General features: G+C 36.2%; 21 protein-coding genes. 1 reads left to right on the plus strand and 20 read right to left on the minus strand.

What is annotated here, in order from left to right:
- Positions 1–47: 47 nt before the first annotated feature.
- From ftsY to C1724_RS11815, 11 genes are all read right to left on the minus strand, one after another.
- Positions 48–1,046, minus strand: a complete 999-nt coding sequence (gene ftsY, locus C1724_RS11765) for a signal recognition particle-docking protein FtsY (RefSeq protein ID WP_102346971.1) — start codon at positions 1,044–1,046, stop codon at positions 48–50.
- A 27-nt stretch (positions 1,047–1,073) separates the two neighbouring features.
- Complete coding sequence (gene smc, locus C1724_RS11770; RefSeq protein ID WP_102346972.1) at positions 1,074–4,631, minus strand: chromosome segregation protein SMC; 3,558 nt, start codon at positions 4,629–4,631, stop codon at positions 1,074–1,076.
- Positions 4,632–5,091: 460 nt separating this feature from the next.
- Positions 5,092–5,838, minus strand: a complete 747-nt coding sequence (gene rnc, locus C1724_RS11775) for a ribonuclease III (protein WP_102346973.1) — start codon at positions 5,836–5,838, stop codon at positions 5,092–5,094.
- A gap of 190 nt (positions 5,839–6,028) precedes the next feature.
- Positions 6,029–6,262, minus strand: coding sequence for an acyl carrier protein (gene acpP, locus C1724_RS11780; protein WP_102346974.1), 234 nt, complete (start codon positions 6,260–6,262; stop codon positions 6,029–6,031).
- 86 nt (positions 6,263–6,348) lie between these two features.
- Positions 6,349–7,089, minus strand: coding sequence for a 3-oxoacyl-[acyl-carrier-protein] reductase (gene fabG / locus C1724_RS11785; RefSeq protein WP_102346975.1), 741 nt, complete (start codon positions 7,087–7,089; stop codon positions 6,349–6,351).
- The gene (gene fabD, locus C1724_RS11790) at positions 7,090–8,034 is read right to left on the minus strand and encodes an ACP S-malonyltransferase (protein WP_102346976.1); all 945 of its coding nucleotides are present in this window, start codon (positions 8,032–8,034) and stop codon (positions 7,090–7,092) included.
- A gap of 21 nt (positions 8,035–8,055) precedes the next feature.
- The gene (gene plsX, locus C1724_RS11795) at positions 8,056–9,039 is read right to left on the minus strand and encodes a phosphate acyltransferase PlsX (protein ID WP_102346977.1); all 984 of its coding nucleotides are present in this window, start codon (positions 9,037–9,039) and stop codon (positions 8,056–8,058) included.
- Positions 9,036–9,629: a transcription factor FapR gene (fapR, locus tag C1724_RS11800; protein ID WP_102346978.1), complete on the minus strand. Its 594-nt coding sequence runs from the start codon at positions 9,627–9,629 to the stop codon at positions 9,036–9,038. Before fapR ends, plsX begins: the two co-directional genes overlap by 4 nt.
- Positions 9,630–9,715: 86 nt before the next feature.
- On the minus strand, positions 9,716–11,761 hold the full coding sequence (gene recG, locus C1724_RS11805; RefSeq protein WP_102347903.1) for an ATP-dependent DNA helicase RecG: 2,046 nt from the start codon (positions 11,759–11,761) through the stop codon (positions 9,716–9,718).
- A 180-nt stretch (positions 11,762–11,941) separates the two neighbouring features.
- On the minus strand, positions 11,942–13,615 hold the full coding sequence (locus tag C1724_RS11810; protein ID WP_102346979.1) for a DAK2 domain-containing protein: 1,674 nt from the start codon (positions 13,613–13,615) through the stop codon (positions 11,942–11,944).
- Positions 13,616–13,638: 23 nt separating this feature from the next.
- Positions 13,639–14,001, minus strand: a complete 363-nt coding sequence (locus C1724_RS11815; RefSeq protein ID WP_102346980.1) for an Asp23/Gls24 family envelope stress response protein — start codon at positions 13,999–14,001, stop codon at positions 13,639–13,641.
- 406 nt (positions 14,002–14,407) lie between these two features.
- On the opposite strand from C1724_RS11815, the gene rpmB reads away from it, so the two are divergent.
- Positions 14,408–14,596 (plus strand): 50S ribosomal protein L28, encoded by a 189-nt coding sequence (rpmB, locus tag C1724_RS11820; protein ID WP_017753686.1) that lies wholly within the window; start codon positions 14,408–14,410, stop codon positions 14,594–14,596.
- A gap of 315 nt (positions 14,597–14,911) precedes the next feature.
- Here rpmB and spoVM read toward each other — a convergent pair whose 3' ends face one another.
- From spoVM to def, 9 genes are all read right to left on the minus strand, one after another.
- A complete protein-coding gene (spoVM, locus tag C1724_RS11825) occupies positions 14,912–14,992 on the minus strand; it encodes a stage V sporulation protein SpoVM (RefSeq protein WP_102346981.1) in 81 nt (26 codons plus the stop codon).
- Between the two features lie 292 nt (positions 14,993–15,284).
- Complete coding sequence (gene rpe, locus C1724_RS11830) at positions 15,285–15,935, minus strand: ribulose-phosphate 3-epimerase (protein WP_102346982.1); 651 nt, start codon at positions 15,933–15,935, stop codon at positions 15,285–15,287.
- A 3-nt stretch (positions 15,936–15,938) separates the two neighbouring features.
- A complete protein-coding gene (gene rsgA / locus C1724_RS11835; RefSeq protein ID WP_102346983.1) occupies positions 15,939–16,820 on the minus strand; it encodes a ribosome small subunit-dependent GTPase A in 882 nt (293 codons plus the stop codon).
- A gap of 43 nt (positions 16,821–16,863) precedes the next feature.
- Positions 16,864–18,801, minus strand: a complete 1,938-nt coding sequence (pknB, locus tag C1724_RS11840) for a Stk1 family PASTA domain-containing Ser/Thr kinase (protein ID WP_102346984.1) — start codon at positions 18,799–18,801, stop codon at positions 16,864–16,866.
- A gap of 9 nt (positions 18,802–18,810) precedes the next feature.
- Positions 18,811–19,569 (minus strand): Stp1/IreP family PP2C-type Ser/Thr phosphatase, encoded by a 759-nt coding sequence (locus C1724_RS11845; protein ID WP_102346985.1) that lies wholly within the window; start codon positions 19,567–19,569, stop codon positions 18,811–18,813.
- Between the two features lie 4 nt (positions 19,570–19,573).
- A complete protein-coding gene (rlmN, locus tag C1724_RS11850) occupies positions 19,574–20,662 on the minus strand; it encodes a 23S rRNA (adenine(2503)-C(2))-methyltransferase RlmN (RefSeq protein ID WP_102346986.1) in 1,089 nt (362 codons plus the stop codon).
- A 6-nt stretch (positions 20,663–20,668) separates the two neighbouring features.
- Positions 20,669–22,012: a 16S rRNA (cytosine(967)-C(5))-methyltransferase RsmB gene (rsmB, locus tag C1724_RS11855; protein ID WP_102346987.1), complete on the minus strand. Its 1,344-nt coding sequence runs from the start codon at positions 22,010–22,012 to the stop codon at positions 20,669–20,671.
- Positions 22,002–22,958, minus strand: a complete 957-nt coding sequence (gene fmt / locus C1724_RS11860) for a methionyl-tRNA formyltransferase (protein WP_102346988.1) — start codon at positions 22,956–22,958, stop codon at positions 22,002–22,004. The genes rsmB and fmt overlap by 11 nt, the downstream gene beginning before the upstream one ends.
- Before the next feature lie 15 nt (positions 22,959–22,973).
- Positions 22,974–23,447 carry a peptide deformylase gene (def, locus tag C1724_RS11865; RefSeq protein WP_102346989.1) on the minus strand — a complete coding sequence of 158 codons (474 nt, stop codon included), beginning with the start codon at positions 23,445–23,447 and terminating at the stop codon, positions 22,974–22,976.
- Between the last annotated feature and the right edge of the window lie 46 nt (positions 23,448–23,493).

A 23,493-nucleotide genomic window follows, 5' to 3' on the forward strand; every position in this document is an offset into this window, starting at 1 on the left:
AATCATACACTCGAAAAAAACAATTGTCAAGTATAATCACTAGACAGTTAATTTGTTTCCTCGACTTCCTTATCAATCATTTCGGCAAACAAGCCATATACAAATTGTTCCGGGTCAAACTCCTGTAAATCTTCCATTTTTTCACCTAGTCCTACAAACTTTACTGGTGTATTTAGTTCATGCCGAATAGCCAGCACAATTCCACCCTTAGCTGTACCATCTAATTTTGTCAAAACTATTCCAGTTACATCTGTTGCGTCTCTAAATTGTTTAGCTTGGACCATCGCATTTTGACCTGTAGTAGCATCAAGTACAAGTAACACTTCATGCGGTGCACCGGGTACTTCCCGTTCAATAACACGCTTTACCTTTTCCAACTCTTTCATTAAATTCACTTTATTTTGTAGGCGCCCAGCTGTATCACAAATTAGTACATCAACATCACGAGACTTCGCTGCCTGTACCGCATCATACATCACAGCAGCAGGATCTGATCCTTCTGATTGTTTAATGACATCGACATCAACACGTTCGCCCCATACTTCTAACTGGTCAATGGCACCTGCACGAAATGTATCGCCAGCAGCAAGTAGCACGCTTTTACCTTCACTTTTTAATTTATATGCAAGTTTCCCTATTGTCGTTGTTTTCCCAACACCATTAACCCCAACAAACAAGATAACTGTTAAACCATCTGTATTGAGATTTAAATGCTGAACATCTTGTTCACCGGTCGAAAATAGTTCAACTAGCTTTTCAGAAATCACACCTTGGACATCTCTTGGATCTTGGATATTTCGTTTTTTAACTTCTTTTTTCAATTCTTCAATTAGTTCGAGTACTGTTTTCACACCTACATCAGCACTAATCAAAATTTCTTCTAATTCCTCAAAAAATTCCTCATCTACACTGCGGTAACGAGAAACAAGATCATTAACTTTTTCAGCAAATGAGTTTCTCGTTTTTGATAATCCATCCTTAAACTTTTCAGTTACTGAATCTGTTTTTGCAGTAATTTTTTCTTTTAACTTCTTAAAAAAACTCATATGATAACCTCGCTTTCTTTCTGTTTACTAACCCTCTATTAATTGCTGTGACTCTTCTAGACGCACAGAAACTAATTTGGACACACCTGATTCTTGCATAGTCACTCCATACAACACATCCGCTTCTTCCATTGTCCCTTTACGATGGGTAATAACAATAAATTGCGTATCCTTACTAAACTGTTTTAGGAATGTTGCAAAACGAGTTACATTCGCATCATCTAACGCCGCTTCAACCTCATCTAAAACGCAGAAAGGAACCGGCCTTACCCTTAAAATCGCAAACAATAATGCAATGGCCGTTAACGCTCTTTCTCCCCCTGAGAGTAGACCGAGATTTTGAAGCTTTTTACCTGGTGGCTGGGCCACGATATCTACTCCTGTATTCAGTATATCTCGAGGATCCGTTAAAACAAGATCTGCTCTCCCACCGCCAAATAACTTTTTAAAAGTCTGTTCAAATTCTGCTTTTATGCTATAAAATGAATCTTCAAATCGTTTTATCATTTCTTCATCCATTTCTTGAATAACCTGATGAAGAGTATTTTTCGCTTCAGTAAGATCATCTCTTTGTTCTGTTAAAAAGTGGTATCGTTCAGAGATTCGGTCATACTCATCAATAGCACCTAAATTGACCGTACCTAACTCTTCAATTTCCATTTTAATTAACTTTACTTTACGAATAGCATCATTTGCATCGATCGTTAATGGGTATTTTTCTTTAGCCGCCTCAAAAGAAAGCATATACTCTTCTCTTAGGTGTGACAGATGATTCTCTAATTCTACATCTAAGCGGTTTATTTTTACTTCTTCATCCTTAGTTGCATCAAGCATTTGCTTATGTTGTCTTTTTAATTCTTTATTTTCTCGAGATAAATCATCCATTTTTAACTGTTGTTGTAAACGATCCTCACGACGGCTACTTATCAAAGCAAGTGTTTTTTCCTTTTCTCGACTTTTCTGCGTGATTGTGTCTTCTAGAACATCTTCACCTGTTACATTGGTAGTCATTTCATCATTTAAAAAACGCAGATCGAATGTAAGGTCCTCAAGTCGTGTTTTTAATTCATCGTATTCTGCCTGAAGACGATTTTGCTTTTCTTGTTCTCCTTTAACAAGCTGTCCTTTTTCAGCAGCAACGACTTTTAATTCCGTTAATTCATTTTGAAGTGTTTCCTTAGAGGACTGGTGTGATTTCTTTTGTTCATTCAATTCATTGATTTGCTGATCGAGTTTTATCGTTAGCTCCGCATATCGGTCTAACTTCTTTTCAGTCTCAGTCAACTTATTTTTCGTGGCGTTTTGTTCATCATTTAAACCTTGAATTTCAAGATCATAAATTGAAAGTCGCTCATTGGCATTTTTCACTTGTACTTCAATTTCACGTAAGTCTCCTCTTATATCTTGCTCTTCTATTCTTAACTTTTCACCAATTTCTTTAAGCTCGGATAGATTTTTTTCATTATTTTGGATCTTCTCTTTTAAATCTTTAACCTGCACTTCAAACGATTCCGTTTTTCGTTCCATATCAGGCAATTTTGCATTTAAATCTTCAAGCTCTCTTTGTCTAGTAAAGAGTGATGTTGTTTTTTGTTTGATTGACCCACCTGTCATCGATCCACCTGGATTAACCACGTCACCTTCGAGCGTAACGATTCGATAACGATGGTTTAAAATTCTTGCAATTTCGTTAGCACCTTTTAAATCCTCTGTAATAACAACAGCACCTAGAATGTTCTGGATTACATCTTCGTATTTATGATCATATTTTACAAGGGAGGACGCAACACCAATATATGCGGGGTGATTTTCAAGCATGGACCGTTGAGTTGGTGGTAATGACTTACCTTTAATAACAGTTAACGGTAAAAATGTTGCCCTGCCATGACGATTTTGTTTCAAAAACTGAATAGCCTGACGTGCATTTTGTTCATTATCGACAACGATATGCTGCATAGCGCCACCTAAAGCAGTTTCAATCGCTGTTTCATAGCGCTTATCTACTTGAACAATTTCTGCAATCGCCCCTTCAACACCTGGAAGTTTTGCTTTCAAAACTTCTTTTACACCTTGAAAGAAACCAGAGTATTCATCCTGCATTTCTTCCAACATTTCTTTTCTTGATTTAAACTTCTGTAAATATTGGTAGGCTTGATAAAGCTGGGTTTCTTTTTTGTGATATTCGTCCCGCTTTTTATCTGTTTCAAGTTCAATTTGCTTATACTTCTTTAAAGTTTCTTGAACTTCAGCTTGCTTCTCTTCTAGCTTTTGCTGTAAATTATTTTTTTGTTCCTCAATCTCTCTTCGAAGCACTATATATTTTTCGTTATCTGAATCTAACTTTAGTTTCTTGGTTTGTAATTGTTTTATTTGATCTTCTAAATAACTGCGTTCGTTTTTAAACGATGCTTGTTTGTTAAGAAGTTCAATATATTCACTTTTTAAATTTTCAATTTCACTATCCACATCTAAATTAACAGCTGATAGTTGCTTTTCTCTATCCGTTAATTTCTGTTGAACATTCACTAATTCCTTTTTATATGTGGAAAGTGACTCTGCTTGATGCGTTATTTGGTTTTCATATAGAAGTATTTTCTCTTTTAATTCACTAATATTTCTCTCTAGTTGAGACCTATTTTGTGTTGCATTTTTCTTTCGTTCTTTGAGTACCTCTTTTTGTCCCTCTAGCTTTTCAAGCTCCTTACTAGAAATGAGTAGGACATCCTGAAGTTCAGTAATCGAATCGTCAAGAACTTTTATATTTTCACTTAACGCTTCCATTTCAGCTTCTTGAACTTGTATTTTGGAAGACATTTTAATTTCAACATCTTTGTGTTCCTCAAATTGCTTTAATAAACTTTCCCATTTTTGATGGAGATTTTCAATTTCATATACTGTTAATGCTACTTCTGTTTTTTCAAGTTGCTCTTTTTTCTCAAGATAATCTTTTGCAATAGAAGATTGAATTTTTAACGGCTCAATTTGCCCTTCAATTTCATAAAGAATGTCTTCAACTCTATTTAAATTTTCTTGAGTTTCGAGTAATTTACTCTCTGCTTTTTTCTTACGAGTTTTGTATTTTAATACTCCCGCTGCCTCTTCAAATATGCTACGGCGATCCTCAGCCTTACTGCTTAAAATTTCCTCAACTTTCCCTTGGCTAATAATCGAGAAAGCTTCACGACCTAGTCCCGAATCCATAAATAAGTCCACAATATCTTTTAATCGGCATGGTTGTTTGTTAATTAAAAATTCACTATCTCCAGAACGAAACACACGCCTTGTCACACTAACCTCATGATAATCAACCGGAAGGAATTGATCCTCATTTTCTAGTGTTAGTGTCACTTCTGCAATATTAAGTGATTTTCTCGAATCACTTCCAGCAAAAATAATATCCTCCATCTTTGAGCCGCGAAGTGATTTGACTGATTGTTCACCTAATACCCAGCGTATCGCATCAGTAATATTACTTTTCCCACTTCCATTTGGTCCAACGACGGCTGTAACTCCCTGAACAAAATCTACAGATATCCGTTCAGCAAATGATTTGAAACCTACTATATCTAAACGTTTTAAGTACATAATGATTTGTCCTGCCTTTAACTTAATCTTATGTTGTTCAAGCCATATCCTCTTTAGCAAAGCATAAGAGCATCGCAGCACAGCAGCTGACTTGCGATCTTATTATAAAGGAACGGCACCTTATGGCAATGCCGGCACTAGCACGTCTATATGCGTCTTTGTCCCGGAGCCTATGCGCTGTTGCTTAAGCTGGACAAGTACACACAAAATATAACGCATTCTTTCCCCTTAAAAAGACACCCCCTTTTTTAGAGGGGGATAATGATCTAGAAACCTACTGATAATATGGGATAAGTATATATATATCCATAACTATCAGTACGTTTCAGATTAATTTTAACAAATTTGAGAAAAGAATTCGTATAACTATCTATTAGATGTTTAAAGTTATGGACTAGGTTCAATCACAACACCATTGGTGAAACAAGCTAACCAAAAGGATTAGCACCTTGTGATTAGCTTATTTTTGTTTCTCGCTCTTTAACTTTTCCAGTGCCTGCTGTGCAGCCTTCTGTTCAGCTTCTTTTTTTGATTTGCCAACACCCAATCCTAATATTTCAGCATTTAATGTTACTTTTGAAACGAACTCACGGTTATGAGCAGGTCCCTTTTCTTGTACAATTAAATATTCAATTGAGCCTTGTCCATTTCTTTGAACGATTTCTTGAAGTTGACTCTTATAATCCATCACATGAGAAAAAGCACCTTCACTAATTTTGGGGTATACTACCTTTTCTAGAAATCCAACGACTTTATCAAGTCCTTGGTCTAAATAAAGGGCGCCAATAAACGCTTCAAAAACATCAGCTAACAATGCTGGCCGCTCCCTTCCACCAGTAAGCTCCTCACCTTTTCCTAGTAAAACATACGTTCCAAATGATAGTTGATGAGCAAAATTAACTAAAGAAGGTTCGCACACGATTGCCGCTCTTAACTTTGTTAAGTCTCCTTCAGTCATCGATGGATAATTTTTAAACAAAAATTGTGATACAGTTAATTCGAGTACAGCATCCCCCAAAAACTCTAACCTTTCATTATCTTCCGATGGTTTAATGCGATGCTCATTCACATAAGATGAATGTGTAAAAGCTTGGATTAACATACTTTCATCAGTAAATGTTATCCCGATCTTTTCTTGTAGCTCTTCAAACAGCAGTTTTTGCTTAATTCCTAACTTTTTCTCTTTCTTTTTTATTGATCTTGGCATAAAAACCTCCACTACAAAACATCTACGTTAAAATTTGCTAATCTTAAGCCTCTAAAACTTATCCAAACTGGACAATTGCATTAAATACTTTCTGTTAAAGGATTTAGAGTCCCTACCCAATACGTATATTCTTCCATTTATGCTACATAAAATTGGAGAAAGCCCCGTGATTGCACGGGACTTAATAGGATTATGCTAGTGATTTTATGTAGTTAACAGCATCTCCAACAGTAGAAATCTTTTCTGCTTCTTCATCAGAGATTTCCATATCGAATTCATCTTCTAATTCCATCACTAATTCTACTACATCTAGGGAATCAGCACCTAAATCGTCCTTGAATGAAGCTTCTAATTTCACATCTGCCTCATCAACACCTAAACGATCTACGATGATTTTTGTTACGCGTTCTAAAACATCTGCCATTATTCGTTCACCTCCCCTCAAGTATTATATTTCATTCTAGGTAAAAAAACTAGAGTGAGTATAAATCATTCAAATATTGTTTGTGATTACATTGCCATACCGCCATTTACTTGAATAGTTTGGCCGGTTATATAGCCACTTTCATCAGATGCAAGGAAACGTACAATATATGCAATATCTTCTGGATTTCCAAAACGTGCAAGTGGAATTTGCTTCAACATTTCTGATTTCACTTCTTCTGTTAATTCGTCGGTCATATCAGTGCTAATAAAACCTGGTGCCACCGCATTAACAGTAATGTTTCGGCTTGAAAGCTCTTTTGCTGTTGTTTTAGTTAACCCTATAACACCCGCTTTAGCTGCAACATAATTTGCCTGACCAGGATTTCCTGTGACACCTACAATAGATGCGATATTAATAATACGTCCTTTTCTTTGTTTCATCATCTGACGAGTAACAGCTTTTGTACAATTAAAGACACCTTTTAGGTTAGTGTTTATAACTGCATCCCATTCGTCTTCTTTCATTCTCATCAATAGATTATCACGAGTTATACCCGCATTATTCACTAGAATATCTACCGAACCAAAAGCTGATATTACATCTTTTATCATCGTGTTCACTTCTTCAGAATTACCTATATCTGCTTTAATTGCAATTGCTTCGCCGCCATTAGCTTTTATTTGGTCAACAACTTCATTGGCTTTTGCTTCATTCCCAGCATAATTTACCGCTACTTTTGCTCCACTTTTAGCTAACTCTAGCGCTATTGCCTTACCTATACCACGTGATCCACCTGTTACAACCGCAATCCTACCATCTAGCATTTAGGCATCCCCCTTAAGTATGTTTATAGCTTCCGTTAATGTTTCTGAATCAGAAATGGCATATGTATTCACACGGCGATTTACTTTTTTAACTAAGCCGGACAATACCTTTCCTGGACCGATTTCAATAAACGTATCAACACCTTTAGCCAACATAGTTTCTACTGATTCACTCCAACGAACCGGAGAGTAAAGTTGCTCAATTAGTTTTTCTTTAATTTCAACATTCTCAATGATTTCATTGGCTGTAACATTTGCAATAACTGGAACTTCCGCATTTTTTATTGTAATTTCATCTAGAATTGCTGAAAATTTTTCTGCAGCAGGTTTCATTAAGATCGAGTGAAAAGGTCCACTTACATCTAAAGGAATTACTCGTTTTGCTCCTTTTTCTTTTGCTAAATCAGCTGCAGCAACAACGCCTTGTTTTGAACCTGATATTACAATTTGCCCAGGGCAATTTAGATTGGCTAATTGAACGACATTACCTTTCTCTGTTACTTCATCGGTTACTTCTTTAAGTTCCGTTTCTTCCATCCCTAATACAGCGGCCATTGTACCCACACCTGCAGGTACAGCCTCTTCCATATATTCTCCGCGTTTACGAACAGCATAAACTGCATCTTCAAAACTGATAGCACCTGCCGCAACTAAAGCACTGTACTCTCCTAAGCTATGACCTGCCGTGTAATCCGGTTTAATACCATGTTCTTTAAAAACTTCTAAAATTGCAATACTTGTCGTTAATAAGGATGGTTGTGCATTTTCAGTTAAAGTTAGCTTTTCTTGAGGACCATTAAAAATTATTTCTGATAATGGGAAATTTAAGCGCTCATCTGCTCTATCATATATAGCTTTTGCTTGATCATATTCATTAGCCAATGATTGGCCCATTCCTACTATTTGTGATCCTTGTCCAGGAAAAATAAAAGCAATTTTACCCACTGTTTCTCCTCCTTCTATTTGTTATTCAGCTTTGATAGTATTTTCTATAGTTGTAACAACCTCTTTTTCAACCATTTCTTTAGCTTGTCGAATAGCATTAAAGAAAGCCTTCGAATCTGAAGAGCCATGTGCTTTTATAACAGGAGCTTTTAAACCAAACAAGCCTGCTCCACCATATTCTGAATAATCTAGATTGTTTTTTAAATTTACTAATTGCGGTTTAATCACGGCTGTTGCAAGCTTACTTGTAAAAGTACTCATTAATTCTTTTTTTAACATTGAAAAAATCGCCATAGCCGTACCTTCAACCGTTTTCAAAGCAACATTACCAGTAAACCCGTCAGTAACGACTACATCGGCTACACCCTCTAATAAATCGCGCGCCTCTACATTACCTACAAAGTTAATCGGAGCATCGCCTAATAATGTGAACGCCTGTTTCGTAAGCTCATTCCCCTTCTTCTCCTCTGTACCAACATTCAATAAACCCACTCTTGGATTCGTTATTTTTCGAACCTTTTCTGCATAAACAGAACCCATTATCGCAAACTGTAATAGGTGCTCGGGCCTAGCCTCAGCATTAGCTCCGACATCCAAAAATACAAAACCTTGTCCATCGATAGTTGGTAATGTTGGAGCAAGAGCTGGCCGATCAATGCCTTCAATGCGGCCAACAACGAACAAGCCGGATGCCATTAGTGCACCTGTATTTCCTGCTGATATACATGCATCGGCCCTTCCTTCCTTTACTTCACTAGCCATCAACACCATCGATGCATTTTTTTTTCGTCGAACCGCACGAACTGGCTCATCTGTAGCCTCAATTATCTCGTTAGTATGTATGATTGAAAAACTTGAAATATTATCCATTAGTGGACGTATTTTATTTTCATCGCCTACTAAGGTAAACTCAATGTCTGGAAATGATCTCCTTGCTTCCAAGACACCCAAAACTACTTGCTCTGGCGCATGATCCCCACCCATTGCGTCGATCACTATTCTCATGAATTAGACCTGCCTTTGCTTTTTTTGAGTCCTTTTGATCTATATAGTTCAAAATCACCAGAGAACACTAACTCTGGTCCAACATAACTTTGTACTGAAACAAGTGTCCGAACCTTATTATCATCCTTATCAATAACTTTTGCTTTTGCAATAACACGCTCATCTTCTTTTACTTGTCTCGTAAATTTTATACTTGCTTTTGTAGTAAGTGCAAGCTCATCATCAATTAAAGCAACTGCTAATGAATTAGCTTGTGCAAACAGATGATGACCTCTCGCAATTTTATTTCTAGAAAAGACATGTTCACCTTTAATATCTAAAATAGATATTGCACTCTTATCTAATTGTAAATCGACAATCTCACCAATTACCTCTTCTATAGGTAAAGATTTCACTTCTTCATCTAACTTACTTTTAGCGACATCTTTTATTCTCTCACGAAGTTCGGGAATAGATAATTCGAGTCGATCCAAACGTATCGTTTGAATGCTCACATTAAATTTCTTAGAAAGCTCTTCATCAGTGATAAAAGGGGTTTCTTTAATGGTGGCAACTAATAGTTGTTGTCGTTCCTTTTTAGTACGACGCATCACCTTTCACCTTCCGATATTAAGACTAGGTACTAATAGTAGTATATAAATTAATAAACTATCTTGCAAGTGAAATATACCATTTATTAGTCCAGCTTTTCTCCATAAAGAACCCCTGAATCAATTAGATAATTACGCAATGTTTTATATTGATCATCTTGCCAAAACTGAGTTGACGCTACGAATTTCGCTGCATCGTTTCTTGCTACTTCTAGTGTTTTAAAATCATGGACCATATCGGCTACTTTAAATTCTGGCAAACCACTTTGTTTTTTCCCAAAGAAATCACCTGGCCCTCTTAATTCTAAATCTTTCTGAGAGAGCTCAAATCCATCATTTGTTTCTGTCATAATTTTCATACGCTCTTTACCAACATCTGATTTTGGATCCGCAATCAGTATACAATAAGACTGTGAACTCCCTCGACCTACGCGCCCTCTTAATTGATGAAGCTGTGATAACCCAAATCTTTCAGCATCATAAATTACCATAACAGTTGCATTCGGAACGTTTACTCCAACTTCCACCACAGTCGTCGATACAAGAATTTGGTACTCATTTTGGCTAAATTTTTTCATAACCTCATCTTTTTCTTGTGATGGCAGTCTTCCGTGCATTAAACCGACATTTATATGGGGAGGATAATACTGAACAAGCATGCTATGGACATCGATTGCATTTTGGACATCTAATTTCTCAGATTCCTCAATTAATGGGCAAATGACATAGGCTTGACGCCCCTCCATTAATTCCTTTTGAATAAAAGCTAGTACCCGATCTAGCATATTATGTTTAGCCCAATATGTTTCTATCTTTTTTCGGCCAGCCGGCATTTCATCTAATACTGAAACATCCATTTCGCCAAACACAGTAATTGCTAATGTTCTTGGAATAGGCGTTGCGGTCATAAATAACACATCTGGGCTTTGCCCCTTCTCCCTTAAAACACGTCGCTGTTCCACTCCAAAACGATGTTGTTCATCCGTTATGACAAGGCCTAATTTATTAAAATTCACCTCATCTTGGATTAATGCATGCGTACCGATTAATATATCGATATTCCCTTCATATAGCTGTGATAAAACCTCTTTTCTCTTTTTTCCTTTAATAGAGCTCGTCAACAATTCGACTTTTATTCCATGGGGAGTTAATAATTCAGCAAGTGATTGCGAATGCTGTTCTGCTAATATTTCTGTAGGTACCATTAACGCCCCTTGATTACCTGCACAAACAGATGCATATAACGCGATAGCTGCAACAACTGTTTTACCAGAACCAACATCTCCTTGTAATAATCTATTCATACGATATGGAGAATTCATATCGTTAATAATTTCTTGAACAACTTTCCGCTGGGCATTTGTTAATGGAAATGGTAAGGAATGAATGAAATGCTCAATTTTATCCTTGGAAAAAAATTGAGCAGTCCCTCCACTTTGCTCTCTTTCAAACTTTCGTAATGCCTGTAACTTTAGCTGAAATAATAAAAACTCCTCATATACCAACCGACGGCGCGCATGCTTTAAGTGTTGGGCGCTTTTAGGATGATGAATATGAACAACTGCATCTTTTTTAGAAATTAACTTGTATTCTTTAATTAAATAGTTTGGCAAAATTTCAGTAATATCGGTTGCAAATTGATTCAATGCTGAAGATATAAAGCGTTGCATGCTTTTTATAGTCATTTTACCTTTAACAGAATAGACTGGCTCAAGTCCTTGGGTTCTGCTGACCTGACCTTTTTTTAGTACAGTTCCAGTAATCGTTTGTCTATGCTGATCCCATTTCCCAGTAATCGTAACTAAATCACCAATTGTAACTTGCTTTTTTAAATATGGTTGATTAAAAAACACAGCCGTAATCAGTTGTTGATTAATAAATACCCTAATCATTAATCGAGATTTTTTCCGTCCATAAAAGATTAGTGTTGGCTCACTATGGACTTTCCCCTCAATCGTAATCCTTTCTTCATGCTGAACATCTCTTAAATCCCGTAAGCTATAATCTTCATAACGATAAGGAAAATATTCCAATAAATCTTCGACTGTATACAGCCCCATTTCATTCAATTGAATAGCAGACTCTTCGCCTATTCCTTTCACTGCTGTAATCGATTGTTTTAAAGTATTCACGCCTAACACAGTTTCCCGGCCGAGAACTTAATATAAATTGTTCCCCTTGACGGTTAACCGCAATGCCTCCTTTAGACTTTCATTCATAACGAAAACTACAAAAAATGAGACTCGCTTGTTGTAAAAACTGTGAGCCTCATTTTTATGTTTTATATATTGCTTGTATTAATTAAGCTAAACCTACTCGATTGAAAAGATGAATGGGTATAGCGGTTGATTTCCCTTGTGAATTTCAACCTCTATATCCTCAAAATTTTCTGCTATAAAAGATTCCACGTCTGCAATGTCAGATTCGTTCGCATCAGCACCCTGAAGGATTGTAATAATCTCATCATCCTCGATCATTACTTTTAATAATTCCTTAGCAGCCTCATTCTTTTCAGGAGCTGTCACTACAATTTTACCATCATATATCCCCATATAGTGGTCCTTTTTTATTTCAATGCCATCTATATTGGTATCACGAACAGCATATGTTATTTGTCCTGTTTTGACATTAGACAACGCATCTGTCATAGCACTTTCATTCTCAGCCAAATCCGCAGCAGGATTAAATGAGAGTAGTGCAGTCATTCCCTGCGGAACAGTCTTGGATGGAACAACAATAACTTCTTCATCGACAACCGATGCAGCTTGTGAAGCTGCCATGATAATATTTTTATTATTCGGTAAAATAATTATCTTTTCAGCATTTACCTTTTGAATGGCTTGTACGATATCCTCAGTACTAGGATTCATTGTCTGTCCACCTTCAATAACCTCATCGGCACCTAGACTTCTAAATAAATCAGCAATTCCATTTCCCATCGCAACTGCTACAATACCATAATCTTTTTTCTTTTCTGGTGCTTTTGTGGTCTGTTTGGACTGTTGGTCTGCCTCGAGTATCGTTGTATGTTGTTGGCGCATATTTTCTATTTTAAGGTTAATTAGCTGTCCATAGTTTTGCGCGTAGTTCATTACATGACCTGGATATTCAGCATGAATATGTACTTTTACAATATCATCATCTGAGACAACTAGTAAGGAATCTCCATGTTTACTAAGTTCATTTCGAAATGTTTCTTCAGAAAATGGTTGTTGTTTTAACTTTTCTTCTTCAAACTTAACCATAAACTCAGTGCAATACCCAAATTCTATATCCTCTGTGTTGATATGACTTTGGACAGATTTATGATGCTCTGCATTGACCAGTTCGTTCATTGAAGGTTGTGTTGTGGAGACTTCAGGTAATTCCTCCCCTTTTAAAACAGCAAGAAATCCTTCATATATAGTTACAAGTCCCTGTCCACCACTATCAACAACGCCAACTTCTTTTAGCACTGGCAATAGTTCAGGCGTACGGTTTAAAGAAGCTTTTGCCTCTTTAAGGATCTCTTCCATTACAATCACAATATCATTTTCTTTCTTGCCCACTTCTATCGCTTTTTTTCCAGCATCCTTAGCTACGGTTAATATGGTTCCCTCAACAGGCTTCATTACTGCTTTATAAGCTGTTAATACGCCTGCCTCAAAAGCAGCTGCAAATTCGAAGGTATTAACGGTTTCTTTAGACTCAATTGCCTTTGCAAACCCTCTAAACAGCTGTGATAAAATAACACCAGAGTTCCCACGCGCTCCCATTAATAAACCTCTTGCAAACGAACTGGCAATTTTACCAATGTGGTTGGTAGTTTGTTGCTTTACTTCGTTCGCTCCGGATGTTATCGATAGATTCATGTTCGTGCCAGTATCCCCGTCAGGTACCGGAAAGACATTTAAGGCATCAACCATTTTTGCATTTTTTGATAAATTATTTGCTCCTGCTAAGACCATTTGAGCAAATTTAACTCCATCTAACTGCTGTAAACTCACAAAACTTCCTCCTTCTCGAACCTTTATGGGTTAGTTACTCGCACACCTTGAACATAAATATTGATTGAATCTACAGCAAGACCTAGTGTTTGATCTAAAGTATATCTTACCTTTGTTTGAACGTTATGAGCGACTTCAGATATTTTAGTACCATAGCTTACGATTATGTACATATCAATATGGATTTCATCCTCTTCATGACGAACAATAATGCCTTTTGTAAAATTTTCTTTTCGAAGGATTTCAGATAAGCCGTCCTTTATTTGATTTTTAGAAGCCATCCCGACAATACCATAACAATCAATCGCTGCACCGCCAGCAATGGTAGCTATAACTTCATTAGATATATCAATTTGACCATATTGTGTTTTCATTTCAATTGACATGATAAATCCCCCTTTTTATGTACAATACTTATCGCCATTTTACTATATTACGACTTATAATTAAAGTATATACAATTTATACTTAAAACAAGCCAGTTTTCCACTAAAACACCAGCAATTTTATAGAACGAAAGCATGACCAGAATTATAAATCATTTATAAGCAATTACTGTCAAGTAAATTTTCTTGATATATACGAAGATAGTTTATTGCATTATTGAATTTTTTATGATAAATTAATAAAGGTGTTTTTTAATACTATCAGATAGAACTGGTATAGTTGATAGTAAAGGAAAAAGGACCTTTGGGGCAACCCATAGGGGCATCGTAGCTTGCCTATTATAGGTAAATTACGTTTTTTCTAATTGTACCTTTGTATTTTTTTGTAGCTAGAGGAGGGAAATCAATGGGTAAACAATGTGAGATTACTGGAAGAAAAACTCGTTCAGGTAACCACCGTTCACATGCAATGAACGCTAATAAACGTACATTCGGAGCGAACTTACAAAAAGTACGCATATTAGTTGATGGCAAGCCGAAGCGTGTATGGGTTTCTGCACGTGCTCTTAAATCAGGTAAAGTTGAACGCGTTTAATTTTTGAATAGTTCAAGTTACAGCTTGTAGTGATAAACTATAGCACAAATGAGAAAAAGCACCTTTAAGGTGCTTTTTTTCTTATAGCTAAACAAAGATACTATCAAATGTGTGACCTTTAGAAGACACCTTGTTTAAGAGCTCACCGCTTCTACTCTAAAATAATAGTATACGATTATTGACATTATTAAACAAACACAGCATACTAATAAATTATTGCTCAACATCATTTTATTTATGTTTTCCACAGATTTGACATGTCGGGAAAAAGGCGCTTCGCTTTTCATTTTCCTAGCTACAGCGCCTAGCCCCCTTTTACTCTTTTTTAAACGCACCAATAATTGCTCTAACAAAGCCACCCAAAAATTTCGGTAATTTAATCGTATAAAACTTCATAATGTCCCTCCTCAAGCGGATTACCATTTCCAAAATTATGGCCACTTTTTATCTCTTTTTATTTATATTCATAGGGTGTAAAAAAGTACCTAAAGAATGATATATGATAGCCACCTACTTATCATCATATTATGCATATTACGATTCATTGAGAACTAACAAATTATTATTTATTAATGCCGAAGATCTCCCCGGCTTTCAAAGATGTATTATTACGCCAAAAAGGAGTTCTTTATACCTTAAAATTAGACAAAAAAGAAAACAACCATTACTACGGTTGTTTTCATTATACTTATGAGTTACCTCGAATAGAATCAATAGCCTGTTTACGATTTGAATTGTTAAAAACTGCTGAACCTGCAACCAATACAGTTGCTCCAGCCTCTACACAAAGTCTGGCTGTTTCTTGATTCACTCCCCCATCTACTTCAACTTCAACGTTCAAATTTTTGCTTGCAATAAGGTTTGCAACTTTTTCGATCTTTGGTAGAACGCTGTAAATAAATTTTTGACCGCCAAATCCAGGATTTACAGTCATTAATAAAACCATATCAATATCTTCAATTATATCCTCGATCATATTAACAGGTGTACCAGGATTTAAGACTACCCCAGCTTTTACATTATTTTCTTTAATTAAATGAATTGTTCTATGTATATGCTTGCAGGTTTCAACGTGAACAGTTAGTATGTCAGCTCCAGCCTTTGCGAATGCAGGAATGTATAAATCAGGGTTTTCTATCATTAGATGTACATCTAACGGTAGTTTAGTTACAGGTCTTATAGCGTCAACAATCAATGGGCCAATCGTAATATTAGGTACAAAATGACCATCCATTACATCAACATGAATATAATCGGCCCCTCCCTTTTCAACATCGTTAATTTCGTTTCCCAAATTAGCAAAATCAGCAGATAATATTGATGGTGCAACCTTAATCATTCATTAGTACCTCGGCTTTCTTTCCTTAATTTCTTCAATAAATTGAACATAATGTTCGTAACGATAGCGTGGGATTTCATTCTGATCCACAGCATCCTTTACAGCACATTTCGGCTCAGCAAGGTGAAGGCAACCTCTAAATTTACAATTTTCACTTCGTTCAGCCATTTCTGGCATGTAGTTTGATAAGTCATTCGCTTCAATGTTAATAAAGTCTAACGAGCTAAACCCAGGAGTATCAGCAACTAAACCTGTTTCGAACTGAATTAATTCAACATGCCTTGTCGTATGTTTCCCTCTTCCTAAATGACTAGAAATATCATTTGTCTTAAGCTCTAATTCTGGCTTTAAGGCGTTTAGTAAAGATGATTTCCCCACACCGGATTGACCAGCAAAAACCGATATTTTATCTTTAAGGAAAGGTTTTAATTTCTCAATTCCATCCAATGTTTTTGATGAAGTAAAAAGTACTTCATAACCAATTTTTTGATAATCCTTTGCATATGCTTGGATTTCTGAAAATTGGTTATTATCTACAATATCCATTTTTGTAATACATATAACAGGGGTTATATTATTCGATTCTATTAGCACTAAAAAACGATCAAGGAGCAACGGACTAAAATCAGGTTCAACTGCCGAGAAAACAAGTATTCCTTGGTCAACATTAGATATTGGCGGCCTAACAAGTTCATTTTTTCTATCTTTAACTTCCATAATGTAACCTTCGTATTCATTTTCTGCTTCGAAGCTAACATAATCTCCTACAAGAGGGGTTATTCCATTTTTACGAAAAACCCCCCGTCCCCTACATTGAATAATTCCGTTCTCTGCTAAAACGTAGTAAAATCCACTTAGTGCCTTAATGATTTTTCCCTCTGCCATGTATACCTCCATGATTTATTTTTTTAGAAAAGTTTTCAGGTACTTACTCCATTACAGCATCATACGCTATATCTGCCCCATCAAGAAGCTCTCCGTCCACAAATATTTTGTAAGAAGCTTTACCATTGTAGGGAATAATTAGTTTGATCGGTATTTCAGTCGTCTCCGTAATTGTCAACACTTCTGGATCAGCTTCCATCTCATGTTCCATATCTTCAATATAAATTTCAACTACATGTTCTATCGCTTCATCATCTTCAGTATCTATAGGTATTACTTTTGAGAACTGGTATGTTTTAGGTTCCGGTCCTTTTGATAGAACAATTTTCAAGGTACTATTCTTTTTTACGTATGAATTTGCCTCCGGTGTTTGTGAGATTACTAAACCTTGGTCCACATCACTCGAATATTGTTGATCACTAGAATTATCTAATATTAAGTCATTTTTTTTCACAAACTGATTGACTTGCTCCTCATTCCAACCAATCATATTCGGTATTTTAATAGTTGGTCCTTTACTTACTTGAAAAATAACCCACATATTTTCCATTTCATCCGGATTAACCTTTTCGTCAGGTTTAGGCTGTAATTGAGCTGTAATTTCATTTTCAGGGCGGTCACTATCAACATAGTTTGGCAAAATATGTTCCAAGTTTATTCCCAGTAACTCCAACTCTCTTTTAGCATCATTTAATTGCATACCAACATAATCCGCAAATTGGATTTTTTCCTTACCTAAGCTTTCATATACGATAACTCCAAATCCTTCTTTGACAGTTGAATTTGCAGGTGGATCTGTTTTAATTACGTTTCCCTCTGTTATTGTATCATGTATCAACTGCTCTGTTTTTACTTTTAACCCGACCGATTGTAGTTCTTCTATTGCATCTGTAATGGATTGCTCTGTAACGTCAGGAATAATAACATCCTTTGGCTCAATAAGAGGTGGTACAATAATAAAAGCAGCTGCAATAGCTCCGCCCAATAGAAGACTAATTGTTAAAAACAATACAATTAAGCGTTTTGTCTTACTTTTTTCTTTCTTGGGTGGGTGTACAATTGTATGATGATCTTCCTTTATTAGATGTTCATCCGTGATGATCGGTATTGCCTTTGTGGCCTCATCATCTTCCGGTATCATAAATACAGGTTCATTTACTCGACTTGGATCTAAAGCTGTTTCTAAGTCTTCTCTCATATCTGCAACACTATCATATCTAAGGAAAGAGTCCTTTACTGTTGCTTTTAAAACAATATTCTCAACACTTTGGGGAATGTCTGGATTCCATCGTCTTGGCGAAGGCGTCTCACTTTGCAGATGTTTAAGTGCAATTGAAATAGCAGATTCGCCGGAAAAAGGTAGGCGACCTGTTAATAATTCAAACATTACTACACCTAGTGAATAAATATCTGATTTTTTATTTGCCATTCCGCCACGGGCTTGTTCAGGAGATAAATAATGTACAGATCCTAGTACCGAATTAGTTTGAGTTATAGACGTTGCACTTAATGCCATCGCAATACCAAAATCGGTAACTTTAACATTACCATTATAGTCTATTAGTATATTATGTGGCTTGATATCTCGATGAACAATTTGATTTTGATGTGCGTGATCAATGGCAGAAGTAATCTGTTTCATAATATCGATAACTTCTTCAACCGTACAATTTCTTCGCTGCTGTATAAATTGTTTCAAAGTAGTGCCTTCAACATATTCCATCACAATATAATAAATATCATCTTCTTCACCAACATCAAAAATACTAACAATTTTCGGATGGTCAAGACTAGTGGCTGAGTGAGCTTCGCGACGAAACCTTTTGATGAACTCATCATCATTGGAAAACTCAGGTTTCAAAACTTTTACTGCTACATCACGATCTAGAATGATATCATGTGCAAGGTAAACGTTTGCCATTCCGCCGCCGCCGATCATTTCAATAATCTTATATCGACCATTTAACCGTCTACCAATCATCAATACTCATCACTCACTTCCACTTTCCGTCGGGACATTCTTCACTATTGCAACCGTAATATTGTCTTCACCGCCAGCCTCATTAGCTCTTGCTACTAATTGTTCTGCCTTAACTTCAACATCACTATCTTCCTCAAGTAATGCCTTTATCTCTTCACTTGACAGTTTATTAGTTAAGCCATCAGAACAAAGAAGCAGTATATCATTCTGTTCCCATTCAAGGGTCTTTATATCTAAGTTCACATTTTCTTCAGTTCCTAAAGCACGCATCAAGACATTTTTGCGAGGATGATGCTCTGCATCCTCAACAGAAATCTGTCCAGATCGAACAAGTTCATAAACCAATGAGTGATCATCTGTAACTTGAGAGAATCCATTATTGTTTAAGATATAACAACGACTATCACCAATATTCCCTACTGTAACAAATTCCCTAGTAATTACTGCAGTAACAATAGTTGTCCCCATACCTTGGCATTCCTCATGTGCTTGTGCATAACGATATAAAGTTGTATTAATTCTAGCAACTACTTCTTTCATCCAGCTTTCTACTTTATCTGGAGTAGATAAATCTATTCCTTTTTTGGTTGACCATTGTTTTTCTAATTCTGTAATGGTCATCTCACTGGCCACATCTCCAGCTTGATGCCCTCCCATACCGTCAGCAACAACAGCTAAGGCATATTGACTTCCTAATAAGAAGATACCCCCATTGTCTTCATTATGTGACCGTACTTTTCCCCTATCTGTAAGAAAAATTGATTTCATCGTTTCACCTCGCCTCTTCTTGTCGCTCCTTTGCTCGCAGTTGTCCACAAGCTGCCTCAATGTCATGACCTTGCTCTCTTCTTATTGTCGTATTAATACCATGTCGCTTCAGTGTTTTTTCAAATTCAAAAATCTGTTTCTTAGGCGTCCGAACATAGTCTCTTTCAGGTACGTAATTTACAGGAATTAAATTGACGTGGCATTTTAAATCTTTTATTAGACGTGCTAATTCCTCTGCATGTTCTACTTGATCGTTAACACCACCAAACAAACCATATTCAAATGTTACTCTACGTCCTGTTTTTTCAGTATAGTACTTCACAGCTTCCATTAAATCAGGCAATTTATAAGCTTTATTAATTGGCATTAATCGACTTCTTAGCTCTGTATTTGGAGCATGTAAGGATAAAGCGAAATTAATTTGTAATTGTTCATTGGCAAAATCATATATTCTTGGAATAATTCCACTAGTAGAAACAGTGATATGTCTTGCACCAATATTTAACCCTTTTTCATGATTAACGGTTTTAAGGAAAGACAATAGTGAATCATAGTTATCAAAAGGTTCGCCGATCCCCATAACAACTATCGAACTTACCCTTTCGTTCGATTCATCAATCGCTTTTTGAACTTTAAGAACTTGGGCAACTATTTCACCGGCCTCTAGATTTCGCTTTAAACCACCTAAAGTAGATGCACAAAATGTACACCCTATCCTACAGCCAACTTGTGTAGTTACACATACTGAGTTCCCATATTCATGCCGCATTAAAACAGTTTCAATTGAATAACCATCGTGTAGTTCAAACAAAAATTTTAATGTCCCGTCACTAGATGTGTGTTGAACTATTGTTTTTAGCGTGGTTATAACAAAGTCATTCGCTAATTTATCACGTAATCCTTTTGATAAATTTGTCATTTCTTCGAACTCATTAACTCGTTTTACATATAGCCAATCAAAAATTTGTGCAGCCCTAAACTTAGGTTCTCCATTCTGTTTGATCCATGTTTCTAATTCATGTAGCTGAAGTGAATAAATCGATGGTTTATATCCTTCTTCTGTTACTCTTTGTTGTTTTAAATTATTCTCCATTAATTACTACACCTGCTTTCGAAAACTTGCTATAAAGAAACCATCACTTCCAAAGTAATGGGGAAGAATTTGCAATCGTCCTTCCTTTGTTAAAGGTCTTACATGTTGCGGCATCCGATCAATTAAAGATTCATCGTATGTATACTCGGGATGGCTATGTAAAAATTGTTCCACCACTCCATCATTCTCTTCTGGATCTATCGTACAAGTACTATACACTAATTTACCACCTTTTTTTAAGAGCGGTGCAATGCTATCCAAAATGGAGAGTTGAATTGACGCTAGTCCTTTCACATCATTAGCTGTTTTACTATATTTAATATCTGGTTTTCTTCTAATAACTCCAAACCCTGAGCATGGTGCATCTACTAATATTCGGTCGAATGTTTCTGGCTCAAATAATTCCCGAAGCTTACGACTGTCACTTACCCTAGTTTCGACATTTGATAGACGTAACCTATTGAGCTGTTCTTCAATAAGTTTTACTTTGTGAGGATGAAGGTCCACCGCGACCACCTTGCCACTACCATTTAATAATTCAGCAATATGTGTAGTTTTCCCCCCTGGGGCCGCACAACTATCTAGTATCATTTGGTTTGGTAACACATCGAGTGCACGAGCAACTAACATTGAACTTTCATCCTGGATAGTTACAAGTCCTTCATTAAAGGGAGTACTTTTCGTAAGATTTCCTTTAACAATTTTTATTGCGTCTACTGATAGGTCTCCTTGTTCAGCCGTTATAGTCTCTTTCTGTAATAGCGAAATAATTTCTTCGATTGTTGTTCTTGTGCTATTCACTCTTGCTGTTACAGAAGGCGGAATTAGGGAATTTTCACACATCTTTCTTGTTTCATCTAAACCAAATTGTTGAACCCATTTCTCTATCAACCATTTTGGATAGCTTACTTGGATTGATAGTCGTTCAATTGGATCATCAATATCTATTGTATTCGGTAAACCTTTGCGTTGTACTGACCGCAATACGCCATTTACCATTCCAGAAATACCACGATGGCCCCGCTTTTTAGCAATTTCAACCGCCTCATTGATAACAGCATGTGCAGGAATACGATCTAAATATACCATTTGATATATAGATAGCCTTAATAATATAATGACCCAAGGTTCTACCTTTTTCTTATTTACAATAAATGATTCCAAATAATAATCCAAAGTAAATTGTCTTTGTATCGTTCCATACACAATTTCCGTTAATAAGCCAATGTCTTTTTGATTAAGATTGTTTTTATGTATCATTTGGTTAAGTAGCAGATTACTGTATGCTTGATTTTTTTCAATCTGCAATAAAATATCTAATGCTACATCGCGCACTGCTTTATTTTTCATCCTGAACTCCTAAAACTTGTCCAACTTCCAAGTTACTTCCTGCACCACGTAAATATTGGCTTACTGGCATCCTTTTCTTCCCCGCCGGCTGTAATTCAGTTATTTTAATAGCAGTTTCATTGCCTGATGCAACAATAATACCATCGTTTTCAAGGTTTATAATTGTGCCAGGTCGTGGTTTGTTAGTAATAGATATTTTTTCTCCCCACCAAATTTTCAGTACTTCACCATTTAAAAACGTATAAGCAACAGGCCATGGATGCAAGCCGCGAATATGGTTATAAATAACTTCACCTGTTTCATCCCAATTAATTCGTTCCTGTTCACGTTTAATATTAGCAGCGAATGTTACAAATTCATCATTTTGCTTTACCGGGGTAATGTTTCCTTGCAATAAACTAGGAATAGTTTCAGACAATAATTTCGCACCAGCTTCGCTTAATTTATCATGCATGGATCCGACGTGATCATGTTCTTCAATTGGAACAACAACTTGAGTTAAAATATCGCCGGCATCTAATTTTTCTACCATATACATAATAGTAATACCTGTTTCTTTTTTACCCTGCAGTATTGCATAATGTATCGGAGCACCACCCCGTAATTCCGGCAATAATGAGGCATGAACATTAATACATCCATATTTTGGAGCATCTAACAGCTGCTTTGGAAGGATTTGTCCAAATGCAGCAGTAACAATTAGATCTGGTTCTAAAGCCAGTACATCTTTCAATTCTTCACTCTCTTTAATTTTATTGGGTTGAACTACTGGAATATTATGCTTTAATGCTTCCATTTTCACCGGTGGTGGTGTTAACTCTTTTTTTCTTCCCTTGGGACGATCTGGTTGAGTAACTACACCAACTACATTATATCCATCGTTAATTAGCTGTCTCAAAATAGGAACAGAAAAATCGGGGGTCCCCATAAAAACAACACGTGTCATTACATTCACCTTCCTTTAAGATTGTAATTCATCATCTTGATAATAACGTATCACTTTTTCTGTAAATAAAATTCCGTGTAAATGATCAATTTCATGTTGGATCGCTCGTGCAAAAAAACCTTCTGCTTCTAAAACAAATGTCTTACCTTTACGATTTTGAGCGCGAACCTTCACATATTCACTTCGCTTTACTTCACCAAAAAGGCCCGGAAAACTTAAACAGCCTTCTGGACCGACCTGCTCACCGCGTTCTTCTATAATGACAGGATTAATAAATACAAATCTACCAGAGCCATCACCAATATCAACAACAGCAATTTGTTTAGATTCATTGACTTGGGGGGCGGCTAAACCTACACCATCTGCCTGTTCCATTGTTTCAAACATATCATTGATGAAACTGCTCAATTGCTTATCAAATGTTTGAACTAAAGCGCATCTTGTTGTTAGTACTTCTGCAGGGTATTTTACAATTTCAAGCCTTGACAAGTTGTTTCCTCCGATCAATCTATACATTATTAATTATAAACGTTCT

Origin of the sequence: Bacillus sp. Marseille-P3661 (assembly GCF_900240995.1) — a bacterium.
Lineage (GTDB): Bacteria > Bacillota > Bacilli > Bacillales > Bacillaceae_J > OESV01.